The organism is Trichocoleus sp. FACHB-6 (assembly GCF_014695815.1).
Taxonomy (GTDB): domain Bacteria; phylum Cyanobacteriota; class Cyanobacteriia; order Cyanobacteriales; family FACHB-T130; genus Funiculus; species Funiculus sociatus.
Window position 1 is genome coordinate 120,160 of the sequence record NZ_JACJOY010000077.1, and the last position, 18,728, is coordinate 138,887.

At 42.0% G+C, this 18,728-nt stretch carries 6 protein-coding genes and 1 pseudogene; 6 read left to right on the forward strand and 1 reads right to left on the reverse strand.

Annotated elements, in window-relative coordinates:
• The first annotated feature begins 51 nt into the window (after window positions 1-51).
• From H6F66_RS15070 to H6F66_RS15080, 3 genes are all read left to right on the forward strand, one after another.
• On the forward strand, window positions 52-2,361 hold the full coding sequence (locus H6F66_RS15070; protein WP_190422658.1) for a carotenoid oxygenase family protein: 2,310 nt from the start codon (window positions 52-54) through the stop codon (window positions 2,359-2,361).
• A gap of 99 nt (window positions 2,362-2,460) precedes the next feature.
• Window positions 2,461-4,584 (forward strand): carotenoid oxygenase family protein, encoded by a 2,124-nt coding sequence (locus H6F66_RS15075; RefSeq protein ID WP_190422660.1) that lies wholly within the window; start codon window positions 2,461-2,463, stop codon window positions 4,582-4,584.
• A 242-nt stretch (window positions 4,585-4,826) separates the two neighbouring features.
• Window positions 4,827-10,214, forward strand: coding sequence for an AAA family ATPase (locus H6F66_RS15080; RefSeq protein WP_190422662.1), 5,388 nt, complete (start codon window positions 4,827-4,829; stop codon window positions 10,212-10,214).
• Between the two features lie 276 nt (window positions 10,215-10,490).
• Here the strand turns inward: H6F66_RS15080 and H6F66_RS15085 are convergent.
• A pseudogene (locus H6F66_RS15085) lies at window positions 10,491-12,182 on the reverse strand (IS1634 family transposase).
• A gap of 244 nt (window positions 12,183-12,426) precedes the next feature.
• Between H6F66_RS15085 and H6F66_RS15090 the strand changes: the two are divergent.
• From H6F66_RS15090 to H6F66_RS15100, 3 genes are all read left to right on the forward strand, one after another.
• Window positions 12,427-12,633: a hypothetical protein gene (locus tag H6F66_RS15090; protein WP_190422664.1), complete on the forward strand. Its 207-nt coding sequence runs from the start codon at window positions 12,427-12,429 to the stop codon at window positions 12,631-12,633.
• A 626-nt stretch (window positions 12,634-13,259) separates the two neighbouring features.
• Window positions 13,260-15,677 (forward strand): pre-peptidase C-terminal domain-containing protein, encoded by a 2,418-nt coding sequence (locus tag H6F66_RS15095; protein WP_190422666.1) that lies wholly within the window; start codon window positions 13,260-13,262, stop codon window positions 15,675-15,677.
• A gap of 624 nt (window positions 15,678-16,301) precedes the next feature.
• The gene (locus H6F66_RS15100; RefSeq protein ID WP_190422668.1) at window positions 16,302-18,695 is read left to right on the forward strand and encodes a PPC domain-containing protein; all 2,394 of its coding nucleotides are present in this window, start codon (window positions 16,302-16,304) and stop codon (window positions 18,693-18,695) included.
• Window positions 18,696-18,728: the final 33 nt, after the last annotated feature.

The following is an 18,728-nucleotide window of genomic DNA, read 5'->3' on the forward strand; positions in this document are numbered from 1 at the left end:
TTGATGGTTGATTTGGGAACTATATAAACGAAGTAACTTAAAACTAAAGCAATGACCAATAATTACACACCGGAATCTTTGTCCGCACCCTTCCCAAAATCAGTTCTCACAGTCAGCCGGGAAGAGTTGAGTTACCTGGAACTGACAATTGAAGGAGAGCTACCAGAACTGTACGGCTACGCCTTCATTATTGGGCCAGCGGGTTCTGTTGACAGCAAACCTGTTCCCGGCACTTTTCAAATCCACCCATCCAGCGACGGTACGCCACTGTTCAATGGCGATGCTATGATTTACCGCCTCGACTTTGACAAAGTTCAAGAAGAGAGAAAAGTGCGGTTGACCACAAGAATTGCCAAAACACCATGCTTTTATGCTGACAAAGCCAGCGTACCTGGAACGGAATATGAGGAGCTTAGGTTTAATAATCACGGTCTGGCTCGGTTGTCAACATCACTGGGCTTTCGCAATGAGGTAAATACAGCATTTTTACCCATGAAATTTCCCGGTCAAAATGAGCGTTTGTTAATTACTTGGGATGCTGGAAGGCCCTATGAAATTGATCCCAAAACTCTGGAAGTTGTTACGCCTGTAGGCAAAAATTCAGAGTGGCGCGAACAAATTGAACTACCGCTTCCCTTTGGAATTGTTACAACCGCCGCTCACCCTTTCTTCGACACCAACACGCAAAAGCTATTCGCGGTTAATTATGGTAAGTCAATTGCTACTGCCTTATCTCCCCTACTCTTTAACGATATAGAAAAACCTTTGCAAGAATTTGAAGATTTTTTGAAAGCTGTAGAAGACCGACTGACGAAAGTTTCCCAACCTACTCAACTGCTTGTGGCGACGAAATCAAAGCTGCCGTTGGGAGAAGAAATCTTTCATGATTTATGTAAAGAAGTGCTGAAATTCCTTTTAAACCAACAATTAGAGAAAGAGATAGAAGAGTTCGTTGAGATTTTTCGAGAACTGCTGCAACTTCTGTTACTAGAAAAAGATGTTCCCCAAAGATTTGAAAAAATCTGGAATGAATTAGTTCAAGTTCTCAAATATGAACTGGAGAAAGGAATTGAGAATTTTCACGAACTTTGCTTGGAAATACTCAACCTTGTAAAGCTAGCACAAATTCTGCTGCCAGCAGCAAGAAAGATGGAGGATTTTGTCTACTTAATTTGCTGGGATGGTGAAAGTGAATTGCAGAAATGGGAAGTTTTGCTAGATGAGGGAAAAAGCACTACTCCGGTGAAAATTAAGCAAAGTATGCACCAAATAGCAGTCACTCAAGATTATGTAGTGCTGATGGACACAGTTTTCAAACTAGGCCCAGAGCAACTGCTGACAAGTCCTTTGCCAAAGCATCCGCAAATAGAAAATCTGCTGAGAAAATATCTTGACTATCCAGAAACGCCTGACACGACTATATATATTGTGCGCCGTTCTGACCTCGATACCCAAAACTCAACTGTTAAGGCAAAGAAAGTGGTAATTCCGCGAGGTGCAGCCCACTTTTTGGCAGATTATGAAAATCCTAACAACCAAATTACGCTGCACTTAGCACATAATACCGCTTGGGACCCGTCTGAATGGATTCGCAAATATGACCAATCTGTTGTCAGCAGCACTGATAATTTGCCTTATGGAATGTCGATTGGTGGCATGGATATTAACCATCTCGGACGTTATGTAATTGATGGAGAAAGTGGCAAGCTAGTTGAGTCATCTCTGCTCACAAACTTTGATTACACTTGGGCAACAGCGATTTATGCTTACAGCGGTACTGTGCCGACAGCGCAGTTTGAAAATATTTACTGGAACTCTTGGGGATGCTGGAAAGAACTGCTATCACAGTATGCCTTCGACACGTATAAAGACTATCAATATCGCGAGGTGTCGATAGAGAAGGTGCGGGAAGTTACTAAACAAGGCATACCTGTTAATTTATGCCGTGTAGATACTAAGCAGATGAAAATATGCGACACTTACAAATTTCCGACCGGCTACTTCGGAAACTCGGCGCAGTTTGTACCCCGCCGTAATGGTGACGGTGGTTCAACGGACGGTTATATTGTCTGCGTTGTTAATTCCGGCGATGCCAAAAGCGAAATTTGGATTTTCGATGCTGCTGACTTAAATCGTGGAGGACAAGGCCCCTTATGTAAATTGAGCCATCCCCAATTAAACATCGGTATGACTGTACACACAACTTGGTTGCAAAATATTGGCAACCGCTCATCTAGCTACAACATTTCGGTGTGTGAAGATTATCATCAGCGGGTGCAGGATACGAAATCTCCGCTTATTGAGAAGCTGTTTCAGGAGAAAATTTACCCCGAATTTGAAAATAATTCCGCATCTGCCTAAAGTAGGAATGTAGAGTTAGTACAATTGGGATGCCGATCCGCCGTCTGGTCAATTTGATGGTTGATTGGGAATTCTATAAATAGCGAGTTTTAGCGCGATATGAACGAACCCAATCAAAACCAGGCTGAAGCAATTAACCCAGGCGGTTTGCCTCCCTTCCCAGAGGGGATGATGACGGCAAGTGCTAGCGAACTCACGGATGTGGCGTTGCAGGTGGTTGAGGGAAACTTACCGCACGATCTCCACGGTCATGTATTTATCGTGGCACCCGTGGGTTCTGTCAATTCCGGGGGTTTGCCAAATCCAGACGGCACCCATGTTTGGAATGGCAATGGCATGATTTATCGCCTAGATTTTCACAAGCCTGGTGAAGTGTGGTTGAAGACACGGATTGCTAAGTCACCTTGCTATTACGCTGATAAAGCAACTCGACCTGGAAGCCGCTATGACAAGTATCAGTTTCGCGATTATGGCATGGCGCGGTTTTCTCTGCATCTGGGAATGCGGGATCAGTTAAATACCGCGTTTCTGCCGATGAAATTCTCTGGTGAGGAAAATGAGCGTTTGCTGGTGACTTTTGATGGGGGTCGTCCGTATGAGATTGACTTGGAGACGCTTGAGGTAGTAACGGCAGTTGGGACAAATAAAGAGTGGTGTCCGGGGATACAGTTGAATATTCCCTTTCAACCTGTTTTGAGTACGGCGCATCCTTGTTTTGATGCCCGCACTGAAGAGATGTTTACTGTTAATTATGGTAGGTCGTTAGCGAATTTTTTAGAAACTATTGGGTTGGTTTACGAATTGGAAAAACTTCCGCAAGAAGTGGAGGAACTTCTGGAAGCGATCGCTTCCTTTTTTGACGAACAAGATTTTGTCAAAAAAATCTTCGATTCATTCTCCCAATTTTCTCAGAGCATATGGCAATTTTTGCAAGGCTGGCTGGAGAAACTATTCGGAATTGCGGATTTTGTCTATTTAATTCGCTGGAATGGGGTTGGTGAGTTTGAACGCTGGAAGCTGGTTTTGCCGGATGGTAAACCTGTCCGAATTGAGCAAACTATGCACCAGATAGCGGTGAGTCGGGATTATGTGGTGCTGATGGATACTTGCCTGAAATTTGGCATGGAACAGATTTTGAATAACCCGATTTCAGGGAGTAAGCAGGCAGAAAGACTGTTGAGAAAGTTGCTGACGCGATCGCAACTTCCGGACACGAGTATATATATTGTGCGACGCGATCGCCTGAAAGCCGGACAACATCCAGCATATTATAATGACAAAGAAGTTGAAGTTGTTGCTCACAAGGTGGTACTTCCCCTGGAAGCTGCCCATTTTCTAGTAGACTACGACAACCCCAATGGGCAAATTACCCTTCATGTCGCCCACGAATGCGCTACTGATGTCTCGGAATGGGTGCGGCGTTATGATTCTGCCTACGATGGCAAGCCTGCATCGCCTCATCTGGAAGGAATGCTATCAGTTGGGGCAATGGATATCGGTCGTCTAGGACGCTATGTAATTGATGCTGAAAAAGCAGAAATTATTGAGTCAAAGGTTATCTTTGATACTAAACGTACTTGGGGGCTATCACTCTACACGTACCGCGACACTCAATCTTCCGGAACGTCAACCGATAAGATTGAGAACATCTATTGGCAGTCTTTTGGCTTTTGGCAGGAATTGCTGACTGAGTTCATCTTTGATTTGTACAAAAACTATAAGTATCGGGTAATACCGCTGGAGCAACTTCTGGATATTCCAGACTCTGGCAAAGGCAGACCCTCTTGCTTGTTTAGACTGGATACAAAAAAGATGGCGATCGCGGACTCCTATGAATTTCCTCTTGTCTCCAAAGACCAAAAACATTGGGACAGCCACATCATGAATTCACCGCAATTTGTGCCAAGTGCTAATAGTAACAATGATTCAACCGACGGTTACATCGTGTGTACCGTTGTCTCCCAACACGGTAAAGAGATTTGGATTTTCAATGCTCAAAGCTTGGCACAGGGACCTTTGTGCAAACTGAGTCATCCTTCAGTAAACTTTGGTTATACAATACATACAACATGGTTGCCAAAAATTACACCCCGCACTGCCAATTACAAAGTCCCTGTACGTCAAGATTACGAGGAACTGGTGAACCATAAATCTCCAGAAATTCAGGGGATATTTAGTCAAGAAGTATATCCATACTTTGATAGACAGTCAAGAAATACATGAGATATTTTTAAGAATTTTTTCCACTATATTGTTATATAGTGGAAAAAAGCTTTTCTTCAAGAATTGAACCAATAGCACAAACAATGCTTGAAAAGCTGTCCTAACAGATTATTAAACTACGGCACAGCTATAAATTAAGGTCAAGGCATCACTACCTTAGCATCATTCAAGTCATCATCAACAACAGAAGGTTTATCATTAGGGAGTATTTATTTATAGATTGACTAGCTGAGGAATTTAAAATGCTAAAAATACCAGGCTATAAAATTATTGAAGTCCTTCACGAAGGCACAAAATCATTAGTTTATCGTGCTTTTAGAGAACTCGATAGGCAAAAGGTTGTTATTAAAATTCTTAATCAAGAATATCCAGACCTTAACGATATTGCTAAATTCAAACATCAATATGAAATCGTAAAGAATTTAGATTTATTAGGGATTGTTAAACCTTACAAGCTGGAAAACTATAACAACACTTGCGTATTAGTGCTAGAAGATTTCGGCGGTGAATCGCTCGAAAAAGCGATGAATTCCTCAAAAATGAACTTGCTAGAACTTCTTAAAATAGCTATTCAAATTTCTGAATGGCTTGGAAAACTGCATCAAAATCAGATTATACACAAAGATATAAAGCCTCAAAATATATTGGTAAATCCTCATACAGGACAAGTAAAAATAATAGACTTTGGTATTTCTTCGCTTCTTTCCAGAGAAACCCAAGAAATTAGAAATCCTAATGTTCTGGAAGGGAGTTTACCCTATATGTCGCCAGAGCAGACTGGCCGGATGAACCGAGCAATCGATTATCGGACTGACTTCTATTCATTAGGCGTAACTTTTTATCAAATTTTAACTGAGGCGTTGCCTTTTCAATCAACAGACCCGATGGAATTAGTCCATTGTCATATTGCTAAACAACCAGTTCCGCCGAGCCATCTAAATCCGGAGATTCCCCTGGCTATTTCTAATATAGTCATGAAATTGTTATCCAAAACAGCAGAAGCCAGATATCAAAGTTCCTACGGTCTAAAGTTTGATTTAGAAGTTTGTCTGACGCAACTGCAAACTACCGGGAAGATTGAAAATTTCATACCTGGTAAGCAGGATTTCTCCAATAAATTTGAGATTCCACAAAAACTCTATGGTCGGGAACAAGAAATAACCATCCTGCTGGCGGCTTTTGAGCGGGTAAGCCAAGGCTTAACCGAGATGATGCTAGTTTCAGGATTTTCAGGTATTGGTAAATCAGCTTTAATCAATGAAATTCACAAACCCATTGTCCAACAAAGAGGGTATTTTATTTCTGGGAAATTTGACCAATTTCAACGAAATATTCCTTATGCTTCCTTAATTCAGGCTTTTCAGTCATTAATTAGTCAAATTTTAACTGAAAGTCAAGAAAAAATAGCAGCCTGGCGAGAAAAACTTTTAAATGACCTTGGTGCCAACAGTCAAGTGATTGTTGATGTGATTCCGGAAGTAGAACTAATTGTTGGACAACAGCCGCCTGTTGCCCAACTAGGACCAACAGAATCGCAAAATCGCTTCAACATAGTTTTTCAACAATTTATTGGAGTATTCGCCAAAAAAGAACATCCCCTAGTTGTATTTCTTGATGATTTACAATGGGCTGATTCGGCATCCCTCAATCTAATTCAGTTGCTAATGACGGCGAGAGATAGCCGATACTTATTTTTAATTGGGGCATATCGACATAATGAAGTGAATGCCTCTCATCTTTTAATGATGACCTTAGATGAGATTAATTCTGCCAATGCTATTGTCAATCATATTAACCTAAAACCTTTGGATTTAGGTCATACCAACCAATTAATTAGCGAGACTCTTAGCTGTGATGAAGTCGAGTCAAAACCTCTAGCAGAGTTAGTAATTCGTAAAACTAATGGCAATCCCTTCTTTGTCAACCAGTTTTTAAAATCTCTCTACGAAGAAAAGCTATTGAACTTTGTCCCCTCTCAATCCGTCCTTAATAAGGGGGCTCAAGCTGTGTGGCAGTGGAATTTAGAGGAAATTAAAAAAGTTGGCATAACAGATAATGTCGTTGAATTGATGGCTGGGAAAATTCAAAAGCTTTCCGATAACGCACAGCAAATACTTAAGTTAGCGGCTTGTATTGGTAATAAGTTTGATTTAAAAGTTTTATCATTTGTTTATGAGAACTCTCCAGCAGCAACAGCTATTGATCTCTGGGAAGCAATTCGGGAAGAGTTAGTTTTACCCCTCGATAATAATTACAAAATATTCCTAGATTTTGATGCACAGGAAGCCAATAATTACTTAGTTTCCACTGATACATTAGTTTGTTATAAATTTTTACACGATCGCGTTCAGCAAGCTGCCTATTCCCTGATTCCTGAAGAAAATAAAAAAGACTTTCACTTAAAAATTGGTCAACTGCTTTTAGGTAATACTAGTTTAGAGGAACGGGAATCAAAAATATTTGATATTGTTAATCAGCTAAACTTTGGAAGCGAGCTAATTGTTAACCAAGAAGCCAGACATAAACTTGCTGAATTGAATTTAACGGCTGGAAAAAAAGCCAAGGCTTCGATTGCATACGAACCAGCGTTAAGATATTTAACAACTGGTATGAAGCTTTTAGCAACAGATAGCTGGGAAAGCGATTATCAGCTAACTTTTGATTTATATAAGGAGCGTTCTGAATGCGAATACCTTTGTAAAAACTTTGAGCAAGCTGATAATCTATTTAACATTTTGTTGCAAAATGCCAAGACAAATCTAGAAAAAGTAGAAGTTTACGGCATTCAAATTATTTCATATACAACTTTAGGCAAGTTTTCAGAAGTCGTTGAATTAGGTAAGCAAGCTTTAAAGTTGCTGGGTTGGAATGTCCCAGAGAAAACCAGGGAAATTAAGAAAGCATTAAAACTAGAAATTCAAGATATTCGGTCAAGTATCGGCGATACTAGCATTAAAGATTTAATTCATAGGCCGGATATGACTGATCTGAATAGGTTAGCAACTATTAATTTAATTTCGCACGTAATACCTGCTTTATATTATACAAACATGGATTTATCTGACCTGTTGTATTTGAAGCAGGCTTCTCTATCATTGAGGTATGGAAATGCAGCAAATTCTGCTATGGGTTATTTGGGTTTAAGTAGGTTTTTAGGTGAAAGGTTAGGAGATTTTCAATCTCGCTATGAGTTTGGTAAACTTTCTTTGAATATTATTGAAAAATTTAATAGCAGCGAATTGAAATGTAAAGTAAATTTTTTGTTTGGTGGCTTTGTTAATCATTGGACTAAGCATTCAAAAATAGGCATTATTCATTTAAAAACTGCTTACCAAGCAGGGATTGAATCAGGGGACATAGTTTGGGCTTGTTATACCAACAATGTTCTCAGTATGAGAAGTTTTATTACCGGAGATTATCTAGATAATCTTTATATCGAAAATCAAAAGTCTCTCGATTATGCTAATCAAGTTGGAGAAATATATACACCAAACTTTTTTCTGGTGACGCAACAGTTAAGTTTATGTTTGAAAGGCTTAACCAAAGATAAATGTAGTTTCAGTAATGAATTTTATGATGAAGAAAAACATTTGGAGCAACTAAGGGCTTATGCTGGATTGGCAATTCCTCTCAATTGGTATTATTTTGTAAAACTCGCAACATTATACATCTTTGAGGATTACTCCAATGCTTTGAAGATGGCATTAGATTCAGAAAAAACTCTGCCAGTTGTATCAGGTTTAATGCAAGTTGCGGAGCATTACTTCTATTATTCTCTAACTCTGGCTGCTCTTTATAGTACGGCTAATGAGGGGGAAAAAAAAGAGTATTGGAAAACGCTAAAGAGAAATCAAAAACAAATGAAAGTTTGGGCTGATAATTGCCCTGAGAATTTTTTACATAAATACTTGCTCATTGCTGCTGAAATGGCTCGTATTTCCGGCAAAACCCAAGAGGCGATGGAGTTATACGAGCAAGCTATCAAGTCTGCTAAAGAAAATGATTATATTCAAAATCAAGCGATCGCTAATGAATTAGCTGCTAAATTTTACTTTGACAAAGGGTTTGATATTATTGCCAAAGCCTATCTAATGGAAGCTCGTTATGGTTATACTAAATGGGGGGCAGCAGGCAAGGTAAAAGAGTTAAATACTAATTATCCTAATTTACTTTATAGAGCGACAGGAATTAAAGATACCTCTACAACTTATTCTATTGCTACCTCTAGTGAGGATGCAGGAGTTCTAGACTTAAATACAGTTGTAAAAGCTTCGCAAGCGCTTTCTGGTGAAATCATTCTGGATAAGTTGCTGGCCAAGTTAATGAAAATTGTAATTGAAAACGCCGGAGCTGAAAAAGGTTTTTTAATTCTAAAAAATAAAGATAACCTCCTGATTCAAGCAGAAGGTGCAGTCAATAAAGATGAGGTGATACTGCTGCAATCACTTCCAGTCGAAAATAGTGGCAAACTTTCAGTAGGAATTGTTAATTATGTAGCTAGGACTCAGGATAATTTGGTTTTAAAGGATGCGGTTCGGGAAGGAAAATTTATTAACGAGCAATACATTGTTGAAAATAAACCAAAATCTATTCTTTGTACGCCCTTGATAAATCAGGGAAAATTAATTGGTATTCTTTACTTAGAAAATAATTTAACAGAGGGAGCTTTTACTTCAGAGCGGTTGGAAGTGTTAAACCTCCTATCTTCCCAAGCCGCTATTTCTATTGAAAATGCTAGTCTTTATACAAACTTATCAGCCTTAAATATTGCCTACGAGCGCTTTGTTCCTCATGAGTTCCTGCGTTTTTTAGAAAAAGAAAGCATCCTAGATGTGCAGTTAGGCGATCAGGTGTTTAAAGAAATGACAATTTTGTTTTCTGACATTCGCTCGTTCACAACTATCTCCGAGGGGATGTCACCCAAGGAAAACTTTAATTTTATCAACTCTTACTTGAGCCGAGTTGGCCCAGTCATCCGTCAGCACAATGGTTTTATTGATAAGTATATTGGTGATGCCGTAATGGCACTGTTTCCCCAGACATCTGAGGATGCAGTTCTAGCAGCGATCGCTATGCAAAAAAAGGTTGCACTCTGGAATGAAGAACGGCAACAAAGAGCAGAAGTCCCCATCTCCATTGGCATTGGTTTGCATAGTGGTAGTTTGATGCTGGGTACTGTTGGCGAGTCGGAACGGATGGAAAGCACCGTGATTTCTGATGCAGTAAATCTCGCCTCTCGAATGGAAGGTTTAACGAAACTGTATGGCGTGGGTATCGCAATCAGCGAACAAGCTCTGTATCAACTAGATGAACTTTCAAAGTACAGCTATCGTTTTCTTGACCGCGTTCGAGTCAAAGGAAAACAGGCTCCGGTTGCTGTATTTGAAGTTTTCTCTGGCGAACCAGAATCTATCCGCAACCTCAAGACGCAAACTCGAACCGATTTTGAACAAGGCATTATTCTCTATTACCAACAAAAGTTTGCACAAGCAGAGCAAATCTTCAAGGAAGTTCTACAAAAAAATCACCAAGACAAAGCGGCGAAGCTATACGTGAAACGCTGCCAGAAGTATCAGACATCTGGCGTTCCGGCGGGGTGGGATGGGAGTGAAGCTTTGGATGAGAAGTAAGCGGCTATTGTTGGGGTAGGCGCATTTTCCATATTAATATGGTAAGACTTTTTGGCCCGCTCCTAACGACAGCACTGCTTCTGGTCGCCCCAAGAAAAACAAAAAACCACTTCAGTTAGATAAGGTAAGGATGCACTTGCAACAGGTTGTTCTTGCTCTATTTTTCTTTTCTACGGATAACTAGCTGCTAGGCTTTGCAATGGCTATTGAGGCCCACATTCCGCCCTTTCAACTGTCACAGTCGATAATTTTGACCTCATCGCTTAGCAATAACCCTCAAAGCAGCAAATAGTATTGACGACAAGCTGGTCCAAAAAAGCGAAGTATCCACAAACGCTCCTGAGTCAGATTAGCAATTTGCTTGATACCACCAACCAGCAACAGATGCACATCCTGGAAACACTGAAACACCCAACGTAAGGTAGGACGCTGAGTCGCTTGACCAAGTTGGTTGTCAAGGCTCATCCCAGCCTGGACCAAAGAGTGATGCAGTTGCCGCTGCCCCAAGTTGTAGACCAGCAGGCACAGACCCATAACAAACGCCATCGCTGCTATCCGTTCTGGCGACTTGAGGAAGACACTGTTGGTGAAAAATAGGGGATATTTTAAAAAACGGAACCCTCGCTCCGGGGATTGTTGCGCTTTATATTCTTGCAAGACTAGCTCAGCACTCAGTTGAGCTGAGTCAGTAATGTTAGTGGCTAGGACAAAACGACCAGAAGAAGCGATCGCGTTTTGAATAGCGTCTTGGTTACGCTCTAAGGTAGCCTGAATTCGGTAAGTGATAGAGGGTTGGGCATCTTTACGAGGTCGCCCCGGTTTGACGTGTTGGCTATGCTTTGTAATCGTGACCGCTTGCAAACAGTGATATTCCAGCTTTTTGGCGAAGCGGTCGGCGGCTAAAAGAGCATCGGCTTCGCAACGGAAGTCAGTAAGGCACAATTGGGTAAGTTGCTGGTTCAACCGTTGCTCTAACTTGTCGAGAGAAGAATGCAGTTGCTTGATATCAGCCTGTTGGCGAGCTGCGCTCTCCACTATCGCCCACCTTTGTGCCACACCTCCATAAAAACTTTCACGTTCAGCAATTCGGTAACCGGGCAACTGAGTGGCAATAAACTCTTCCGCCTTGAGTTGATGAACTAAACGCTTCGCCTCAGCGACAGTCAGTGGCACTCGACTAATCCATCTTAAGCCTTGCAGTAACTTTAGGTTGTCTGCACTGTACAAGGCACTGTCTGCTACCATCAGGGCATCAAAGGAAAGCTGTTGGCGAAACTCCAGCATCAACTGGGCAAATACCGCTTTGTCAGCTGTGCGCTAAGAGCGCCCCGCTTCGCTAACGTTGCCATCTGCTATCCGCAGGTACAATGGTACATCTCCATCCCCGCTACAAATCAGGTCAATGATGAACTGTTTGAGATCAGGTCGGTGGTCGCGGGAGTAACCCTGAGTGATGTGAATGGGTTTAGGGACGGCTTCCTCGTCAAAGGAAGGCTCAACTGATGTTGCCTTGTCCGCTACCACAGACATTTGTGCCGCATCGGATTTGTACTCGCCATGCACATGAAACGATGAGGAGTCTAAATGGAGAGTATCAGTCGCCACTCCATATTTGGCGGCAGCTTTCAGGGCGATACTGACAAACAACGGGGTCAGACCCGCCAGATAGAGTTGATCTAGCACTCGTCCCAAGCGGTCATCATTGAGATGCTCTGGTCGGATACCAGGGCCAATCAGGTGTTCTGTCGCTTTCCCTTCAAAAAATCGCTCAAACAGATACAGCGGCGCGGACACGAAGCCTAAGCCGTTGATAATCATCGCTTTGACCGCCTGACCGGCACTGACCAACTCTTTGGGATGCTTACCTAAGTTGTGATCGATTTGTTCAACGATGCCGATTTCATCCACTACTCCTGCTATCAGACCAAGGTGGTTAAGAGTTTGAACCCGAATTTCTCCAGAAACCATGATGCACCCGAAACTTTGCCATCACTTACTTCTACCTGTTCAAAATTATCGACTGTGACAGTTGAAAGGGCGGAATGTGGGTTGAGGGGTTAAAGAGCTATCAAATAAATGGGCAACCAAAAACATTTGTTCAGTCACTTCCTGCGGAGTTTGGTAGAGCTTATACAGAGAAAGAGGTATTAATACCTTTTTTCAGATAAAGTTATTTTTTTATTTGAAAATTTAAGCAGGTTCACCGAAGCTTTTGTTAACCCAAAAATACCAAATTGCTGTCCCTGTTGAGGTTGCCATTTTGGCTCACTGGAAAGTTTTAGAGTATCGCCTACAATATCCATCGCGAATTTATCGGCGCGGTCAGGACGCGATCGCTCGGATTCGTTATCAACAGTTTGGGCAAAGTGAGCAAGTTGTTCAATCAAATCCTGAAGCTGTTGCTTTTATGATTCCGTAAGTTACTCGATTGAGTGTTTTTTAGTTTAATCCGAGTGCGGGAAAGTAAGTTTTATTTTTGGGGATCCCATAGCATCCTTCTTCCCTAGCCCCACCGACGGGCGCGATCGCATCCAGCCATTCGTTATACATTAGACAATTGTTGTCTCTGGTTTTAACGCATACAGCAAAGGGGGTCTTCCTTTTTGCCCATTTGGTGTGGGTTATCGGTATTTTTACTGTTTACTGTAAAGATTTTATGAACTTTAAAGAAAACCCTTGTTTTAATGGCTTTTTCTGAGTAATTTAAAATATATCCCCTGTAGATATACCGACGTTCAGCTTCAATAGCTGATATTTGTGTAAATTACAGCAAGAAACGAGTAAAGCGTCTCTGGGTCAGATGCAAGTTATCAGGGAAGATACTTCAGTAGCTCTTATGTATAATTAAGCTCAATAAGCTACACTTCTGCCAAAGGTATCTAATTTTGCGCTGTCCGGGAAAATTGCCCAATAAATTTGCATCTACTTTGTCGATATTGATTTTTATCTTCACCTCATGGTAGGGAGGATATCTTATGATGTCTAAGTTTTAAATAACTGTAAAAATCACTGACTTTGTAGTTCAAATTTAGAATAAGCAAGAAAATGTTCAGACAAAGAAAACTGCTAGAAAACGGTAGCTTACTAAGGGAAACCTTAGCTGGGTATGACGCTTTACAAGTAAATCTTTCTTCAGAGTTATTGTCAGCAACATCATCAAGACTATTTAACCTAGCTGGAAAGAACATTCAATTTTCTAACAGTAGTTCTTCTAGTGCAGCCAGTGTTGTACCCGATCCTGGTAATACTTTGAGGACAGCTTTTAGGGTGGGGTCGCTGAGCGATCGCACTTTTAACGATTTTGTGGGTGACAGTGACCCGGAAGATTTCTATCGCTTCAGATTAACTACTCCCAAGGATCTCAACTTGGCACTTGATGGACTGAGTGCCAATGTCGATGTGTATCTGATTCGGGATGCCAACTCTAATCGTGCGCTCGATCCTGATGAGATTATCGCAAGTTCAGAAAATGGTGGCACCTTAGCAGAATCGATTAACCTCTCCAACTTAGCGGCGGGTGTTTACTACGTCCAAGTCAAGCAATCTTCTGGCGATACCAACTATAACCTGAGTTTGTCTACTAACAGCCTGCCACAGTTGGCTGACCTATCAGGCGCGAACTTCAACGTGATGCAGAGTTCCCTAACGCCAGGTAATAGCTTCAATGTTGAATATGAAATTCAAAACACTACAAGTGGGAATGCCGAGGGATTCTGGGTAGACTTCTACCTGTCACAGGATAGCAACATTACGACCAGCGATCGCCGCCTCGGTTCTCAATGGATTAGCTCTCTCTCCGGTAACAGCAGCACAGACACCTTAACAAACAACCTGAATTTACCGGGAGCCAGCGATGCCTTCTGGAGCAGTACGGGGACGTACTACCTCGGCATGATTGTGGATGCGGAGAGTAATATCACCGAGGCAAACGAGGCAAATAACGCCAACCAAGGTGAGTTTTACGACTTTGACAGTTTTCAGCTTGCAATAGCCCCTTCTAATTCTCTTAGTGCTAGAACTTATTCTCCAACAGATAATAACGCCATTAATGCGCTCTTGAATGAGGCTGATAGCTATTGGGACACTAGCTCGACTGGGGGAGCCATTACCTACAGCTTCCTTAGTAGTGCTGCTGCTAATTCTTATTACGGAAATGAAAGTGTCTTTGAACTGAGCGAAACGGTCAAAGCCAATGTCCGCTCAGTTTTGGAATCACTTGAGTCATTTATTAACGTTGATTTTGTCGAAGTTGCAGATAGCGCCACTAGCTATGGAACTATCCGCTATATGTTCTCCAATGGGCCAGCCTACGCCTATGCTTATTATCCAGGTAATTATGAAATAGCAGGCGACGTACATCTGAGCCAAAACTATGAGAACAGTACTGTCAACAGCTTTTCCAGCGAACCTGGCACTTACGGATACGAAACACTAATTCACGAAACATTGCACGCTTTGGGACTGAAACATCCAGGTAACTACGACGGTTCTGGGTCAGGAGATGGGCCGTTTTTGTCACCAGAGGAAGATAACAATACCAACACAATAATGAGCTATAACAATGTTGGTAGTAATGCAGTAACACCAATGGCTTATGACATTCGAGCGCTGCAATATCTCTATGGTGCAAAAAATTACAATTCAGGCAACAACCTTTATTCTTTTAATACTGTTTATGGTTACAGCAACGACAGTCTGTTGTCGGGTAGCTCCACTAACCAATTGAAGCAAACTTTGTGGGACAGTGGCGGTATAGACACTTTGGACTTCTCGGATTTGGCATCTCTTAATTCTGGCTACCGCTTCGATATGCGGGAGAATGGGATGCTGACAACACAAGCAGCCTACAACAGCACAACGTATGAGGATCGGAGTACGGGAGAAAACTATACTACCTCTAGATTTGGGACTGCGATCGCATACGGCGCAACTATTGAAAACTTGATCAACTCAACCAGTAACGATTACATCATCGCTAACAGTGCGGCAAACTCCTTCTTGGGCTATGTCTTTGGCATTAACACTGGAGACGATATCTTTGAATCTACAGATTCTCTAGATGTCCTCAACTTATCTAGTTACAACTTCTCCAATCTAACTTCTTCAATCATCAATACCGATCTAAATATACAACTAGATTCTTTCGGTTCGATAACTATCAAAGATTACTTTGGATCTAGTGGTTCTATGAAGTTTGCGATTGCAGATAGTTATTACACTTACACTTCTTCCGGAACTTGGGAAGTAGCAGCAGCTCCAGCAATTCCTGATACTATCGGTAGCAATACAGGGGGAACAGCACTCGGATCAACCCCCGCTGTTTCCTCAGCAACATCTACTCCCGTATCATCAGACATATTAGCTGCTGCTTTACGTTGTAGCTGTCAAACCTGCTCAGCTACTGCTATAGCGCTTCAAACACTTGACTCTTCAAATTTGAGTGAATTAATAGCAGTTAGTTAAGTGATTTTTCAAAACTATGGCAAGAATACACAGAATCGAAACAAGGCTTAATGCTAGGGATTTGGTGCTTTTGAAAGAGTTTGCTTCTCAACTACTTAAGTGCAGATGCCGACGTGCAGGTATTTGATAGCGATCGCGTTAAAGTTTAAAGTTCGTACAACTTTGGCAGCACTACAGAAGCGATTAACGTCAATGTAAATGCAGGTACTTACAAACGTCTCATAGCAATCTTATGTGAGTTGTGAGGTGCCAGCCCTTCAGATACCCGACTTCTTTAAGAAGTCGGGTATCTCGCCTTCACGAACCATTTAGGGCTGCTATAGAAGCCAAGGAACTTTATTAGCAATTAATTTAACCGCTTTAAGAAACGCTTTATCTCCTACCTGGAGTCAATTTGCTACCAGTGTGATTAACTGGCGATCGCGCTTTTTGCTTCCCAAAGTGCAATCTTAGCTAGTTCATAACCAAACAGCGCGATCCCCTCACTTATTGCTGTTATAAAGTTTGTATAAATTTTATATAAAGTTTTTGTAAAATTACGCAAAATGTCCGGATGGTTTCTGGAACCATTACCACCCCTGCTGTGGAGCAATTACGTAAGTACACGTAGTACAGGGTGAACATATGCCAGCAGTAGATTTAGCGGGAAACACACTAGGTACAGCTAGAGGTTTAAATATCACTCCGAATAGCCAAACATTTACAGACCATGTTAGTCCTCTAGACCCGAATGATTACTATCGCTTCAGCCTTACGGGTCGTAGCAGCTTCAGTCTCTCTGTTAACGGATTGAGTGCAGATGCAGATGTACAGCTGCTCAACGGCAGCGGTCAGACTATACAGAGTTCTGCTAATGTGGGCGCAACCGCTGAAGCAATCAATGCGACCTTAAATTCAGGCACCTACTACATCCGGGTTTTTCCCTTCAACAGTGCTAGCACTAACTACAACCTGAATGTATCCGCAGCACTGGTGGATTATGCCGGCAACGCGATCGCTACCGCCCGTGATATTGGTACTATTAGTAATACTCAACAAGTATTGCGAGATTCAGTTACAAATTTTGATACCAATGACTACTACCGTTTCACAGTTGACCCGACTAGCAGCCTCAGCATCAGACTAGATGGTTTGAGCGCTGATGCCGACGTGGAACTGCTCAGAAGTAACGGTAAATTGGTAGCGTTTTCCAACCAGGAAGGCACTGGTATCGAACAAATCAATACCAGTAATTTAGCACCCGGTACATACTACATTCGAGTCTCCCAGTTCAGCGGTAACACCAACTACAACCTAACCGTAGCCGCCACCCCACCCGACTTTGCTGGCAACACTTTAACTACAGCTCGCAACTTGGGCGCACTCAACGGCACCCGTACTGTCCAAGATGCCATAAATACTTCTGACACCAACGACTACTACAGATTCAACGTTGGCCCGAACAGCAACCTAAGTTTAAGACTAGATGGTTTGAGTGCTGATGCTAATTTGCAGCTACTCAACATCAATGGTCAAGTAGTGGCAAACTCCTTCCTGACAGGAACCAGTGCGGAAACAATTAACTTTAATAATTTAACCGCTGGTGCTTACTACGTAAGAGTTTACCAAGGCAGCGGCAACAGCTTCTATAACTTAAGCCTGTCAGCAACAGTACCCGACTTTGTGGGTAATACTTTTACGACAGCTCGAAACATGGGTTCGCTCAATGGAAGTAGAACTTTCAGCGACTTTGTGAACAGTGCTGACCCCAACGACTACTACCGCTTCAACTTAAATGCTGGCGGCAATTTTAGTTTGTCGCTAAATGGCTTGAGTGCCGATGCAGATGTGCAACTCTACAACAGTATTGGACAAGTTATTGCTACTTCTGCTCAGGTCGGAACTACTGCTGAATCAATTAATACATTCTTGGGAGCAGGAACCTACTACGTGCGGGTTAATTCCTTCAATAACGTTAGCACTTACTACAACTTGAGTTTGTCTTCCACACAATTTACAACTCTAGATAATGCTGGCAACACGCTACCGACTGCCCGCGACATTGGCACCATCAGCAATACTCAACAAGTCTTCCGAGATGCTGTTAACAGCCTTGATACAAATGACTACTATCGTTTTACAGTTGACCCAACTAGCAATCTCAACATCACATTAAATGGCTTGAGTGCAGACGCTGATGTGCAGCTAATCAATAGCGCTAATCAAGTATTACTATCTTCAGTTAATGACGGCACCCTGGCGGAAAGTATCAATACAAGTAATTTAGCACCCGGTACATACTACATTCGGGTTTACCAGTTCAGTGGCAACACTAACTACAACCTGGGTGTATCCGCCACCCCGCCCGACTTTGCTGGCAACGCCTTGACTACAGCTCGTGACATTGGCCCTCTCAATGGTACTCGTACTTTCCAAGATGCCATAAATACTTCTGACACCAACGACTACTACAGATTCAACGTTGGCCCTAACAGCAACCTGAGTTTGAGACTAGATGGTTTGAGTGCTGATGCTAATTTGCAACTACTCAACATCAATGGTCAAGTAGTGGCAAACTCCTTCTTGACAGGAACCAGTGCGGAAACAATTAACTTTAATAATTTAACTCCTGGTGCTTACTACGTGCGAGTTTACCAAGGCAGCGGCGGCGGCTTCTATAACCTAACTGCGTCTGCAACAATTCCCGATTTTGCTGGTAGCACTTTTGCCACTGCTCGCAACATCGGTCAGCTAAATGGAAGTCGCACTTTGGGCGAGTGGGTGAGCAGTGCAGACGTTAACGATTATTTCCGCTTTGACTTAGCAGAAGGTCGCAGTTTTAGTTTGTCGTTAAATGGCTTGAGTGCTGATGCTAATTTGCAACTTTTCAATATCAATGGGCTACTAATTTCCAGCTCAAGTCAGGTTGGCACTGTGGCAGATTCAATTAACACATTCTTAGGAGCAGGAACCTATTACGTGCGGGTGAATTCTTTCAACAACGCTAGTAGTTTCTACAACTTGAGTTTGTTGGTTTAAATTCTCTCCTCACGAGAACATCCCCTCTTTGCC

Excerpts from the sequence above, each read along its gene's own strand:
- H6F66_RS15070 (WP_190422658.1), top strand. The coding sequence starts at position 52 with ATGACCAATAATTACACACCGGAATCTTTGTCCGCACCCTTCCCAAAA.
- H6F66_RS15075 (WP_190422660.1), top strand. The coding sequence starts at position 2,461 with ATGAACGAACCCAATCAAAACCAGGCTGAAGCAATTAACCCAGGCGGT.
- H6F66_RS15080 (WP_190422662.1), top strand. The coding sequence starts at position 4,827 with ATGCTAAAAATACCAGGCTATAAAATTATTGAAGTCCTTCACGAAGGC.
- H6F66_RS15095 (WP_190422666.1), top strand. The coding sequence starts at position 13,260 with ATGTTCAGACAAAGAAAACTGCTAGAAAACGGTAGCTTACTAAGGGAA.
- H6F66_RS15100 (WP_190422668.1), top strand. The coding sequence starts at position 16,302 with ATGCCAGCAGTAGATTTAGCGGGAAACACACTAGGTACAGCTAGAGGT.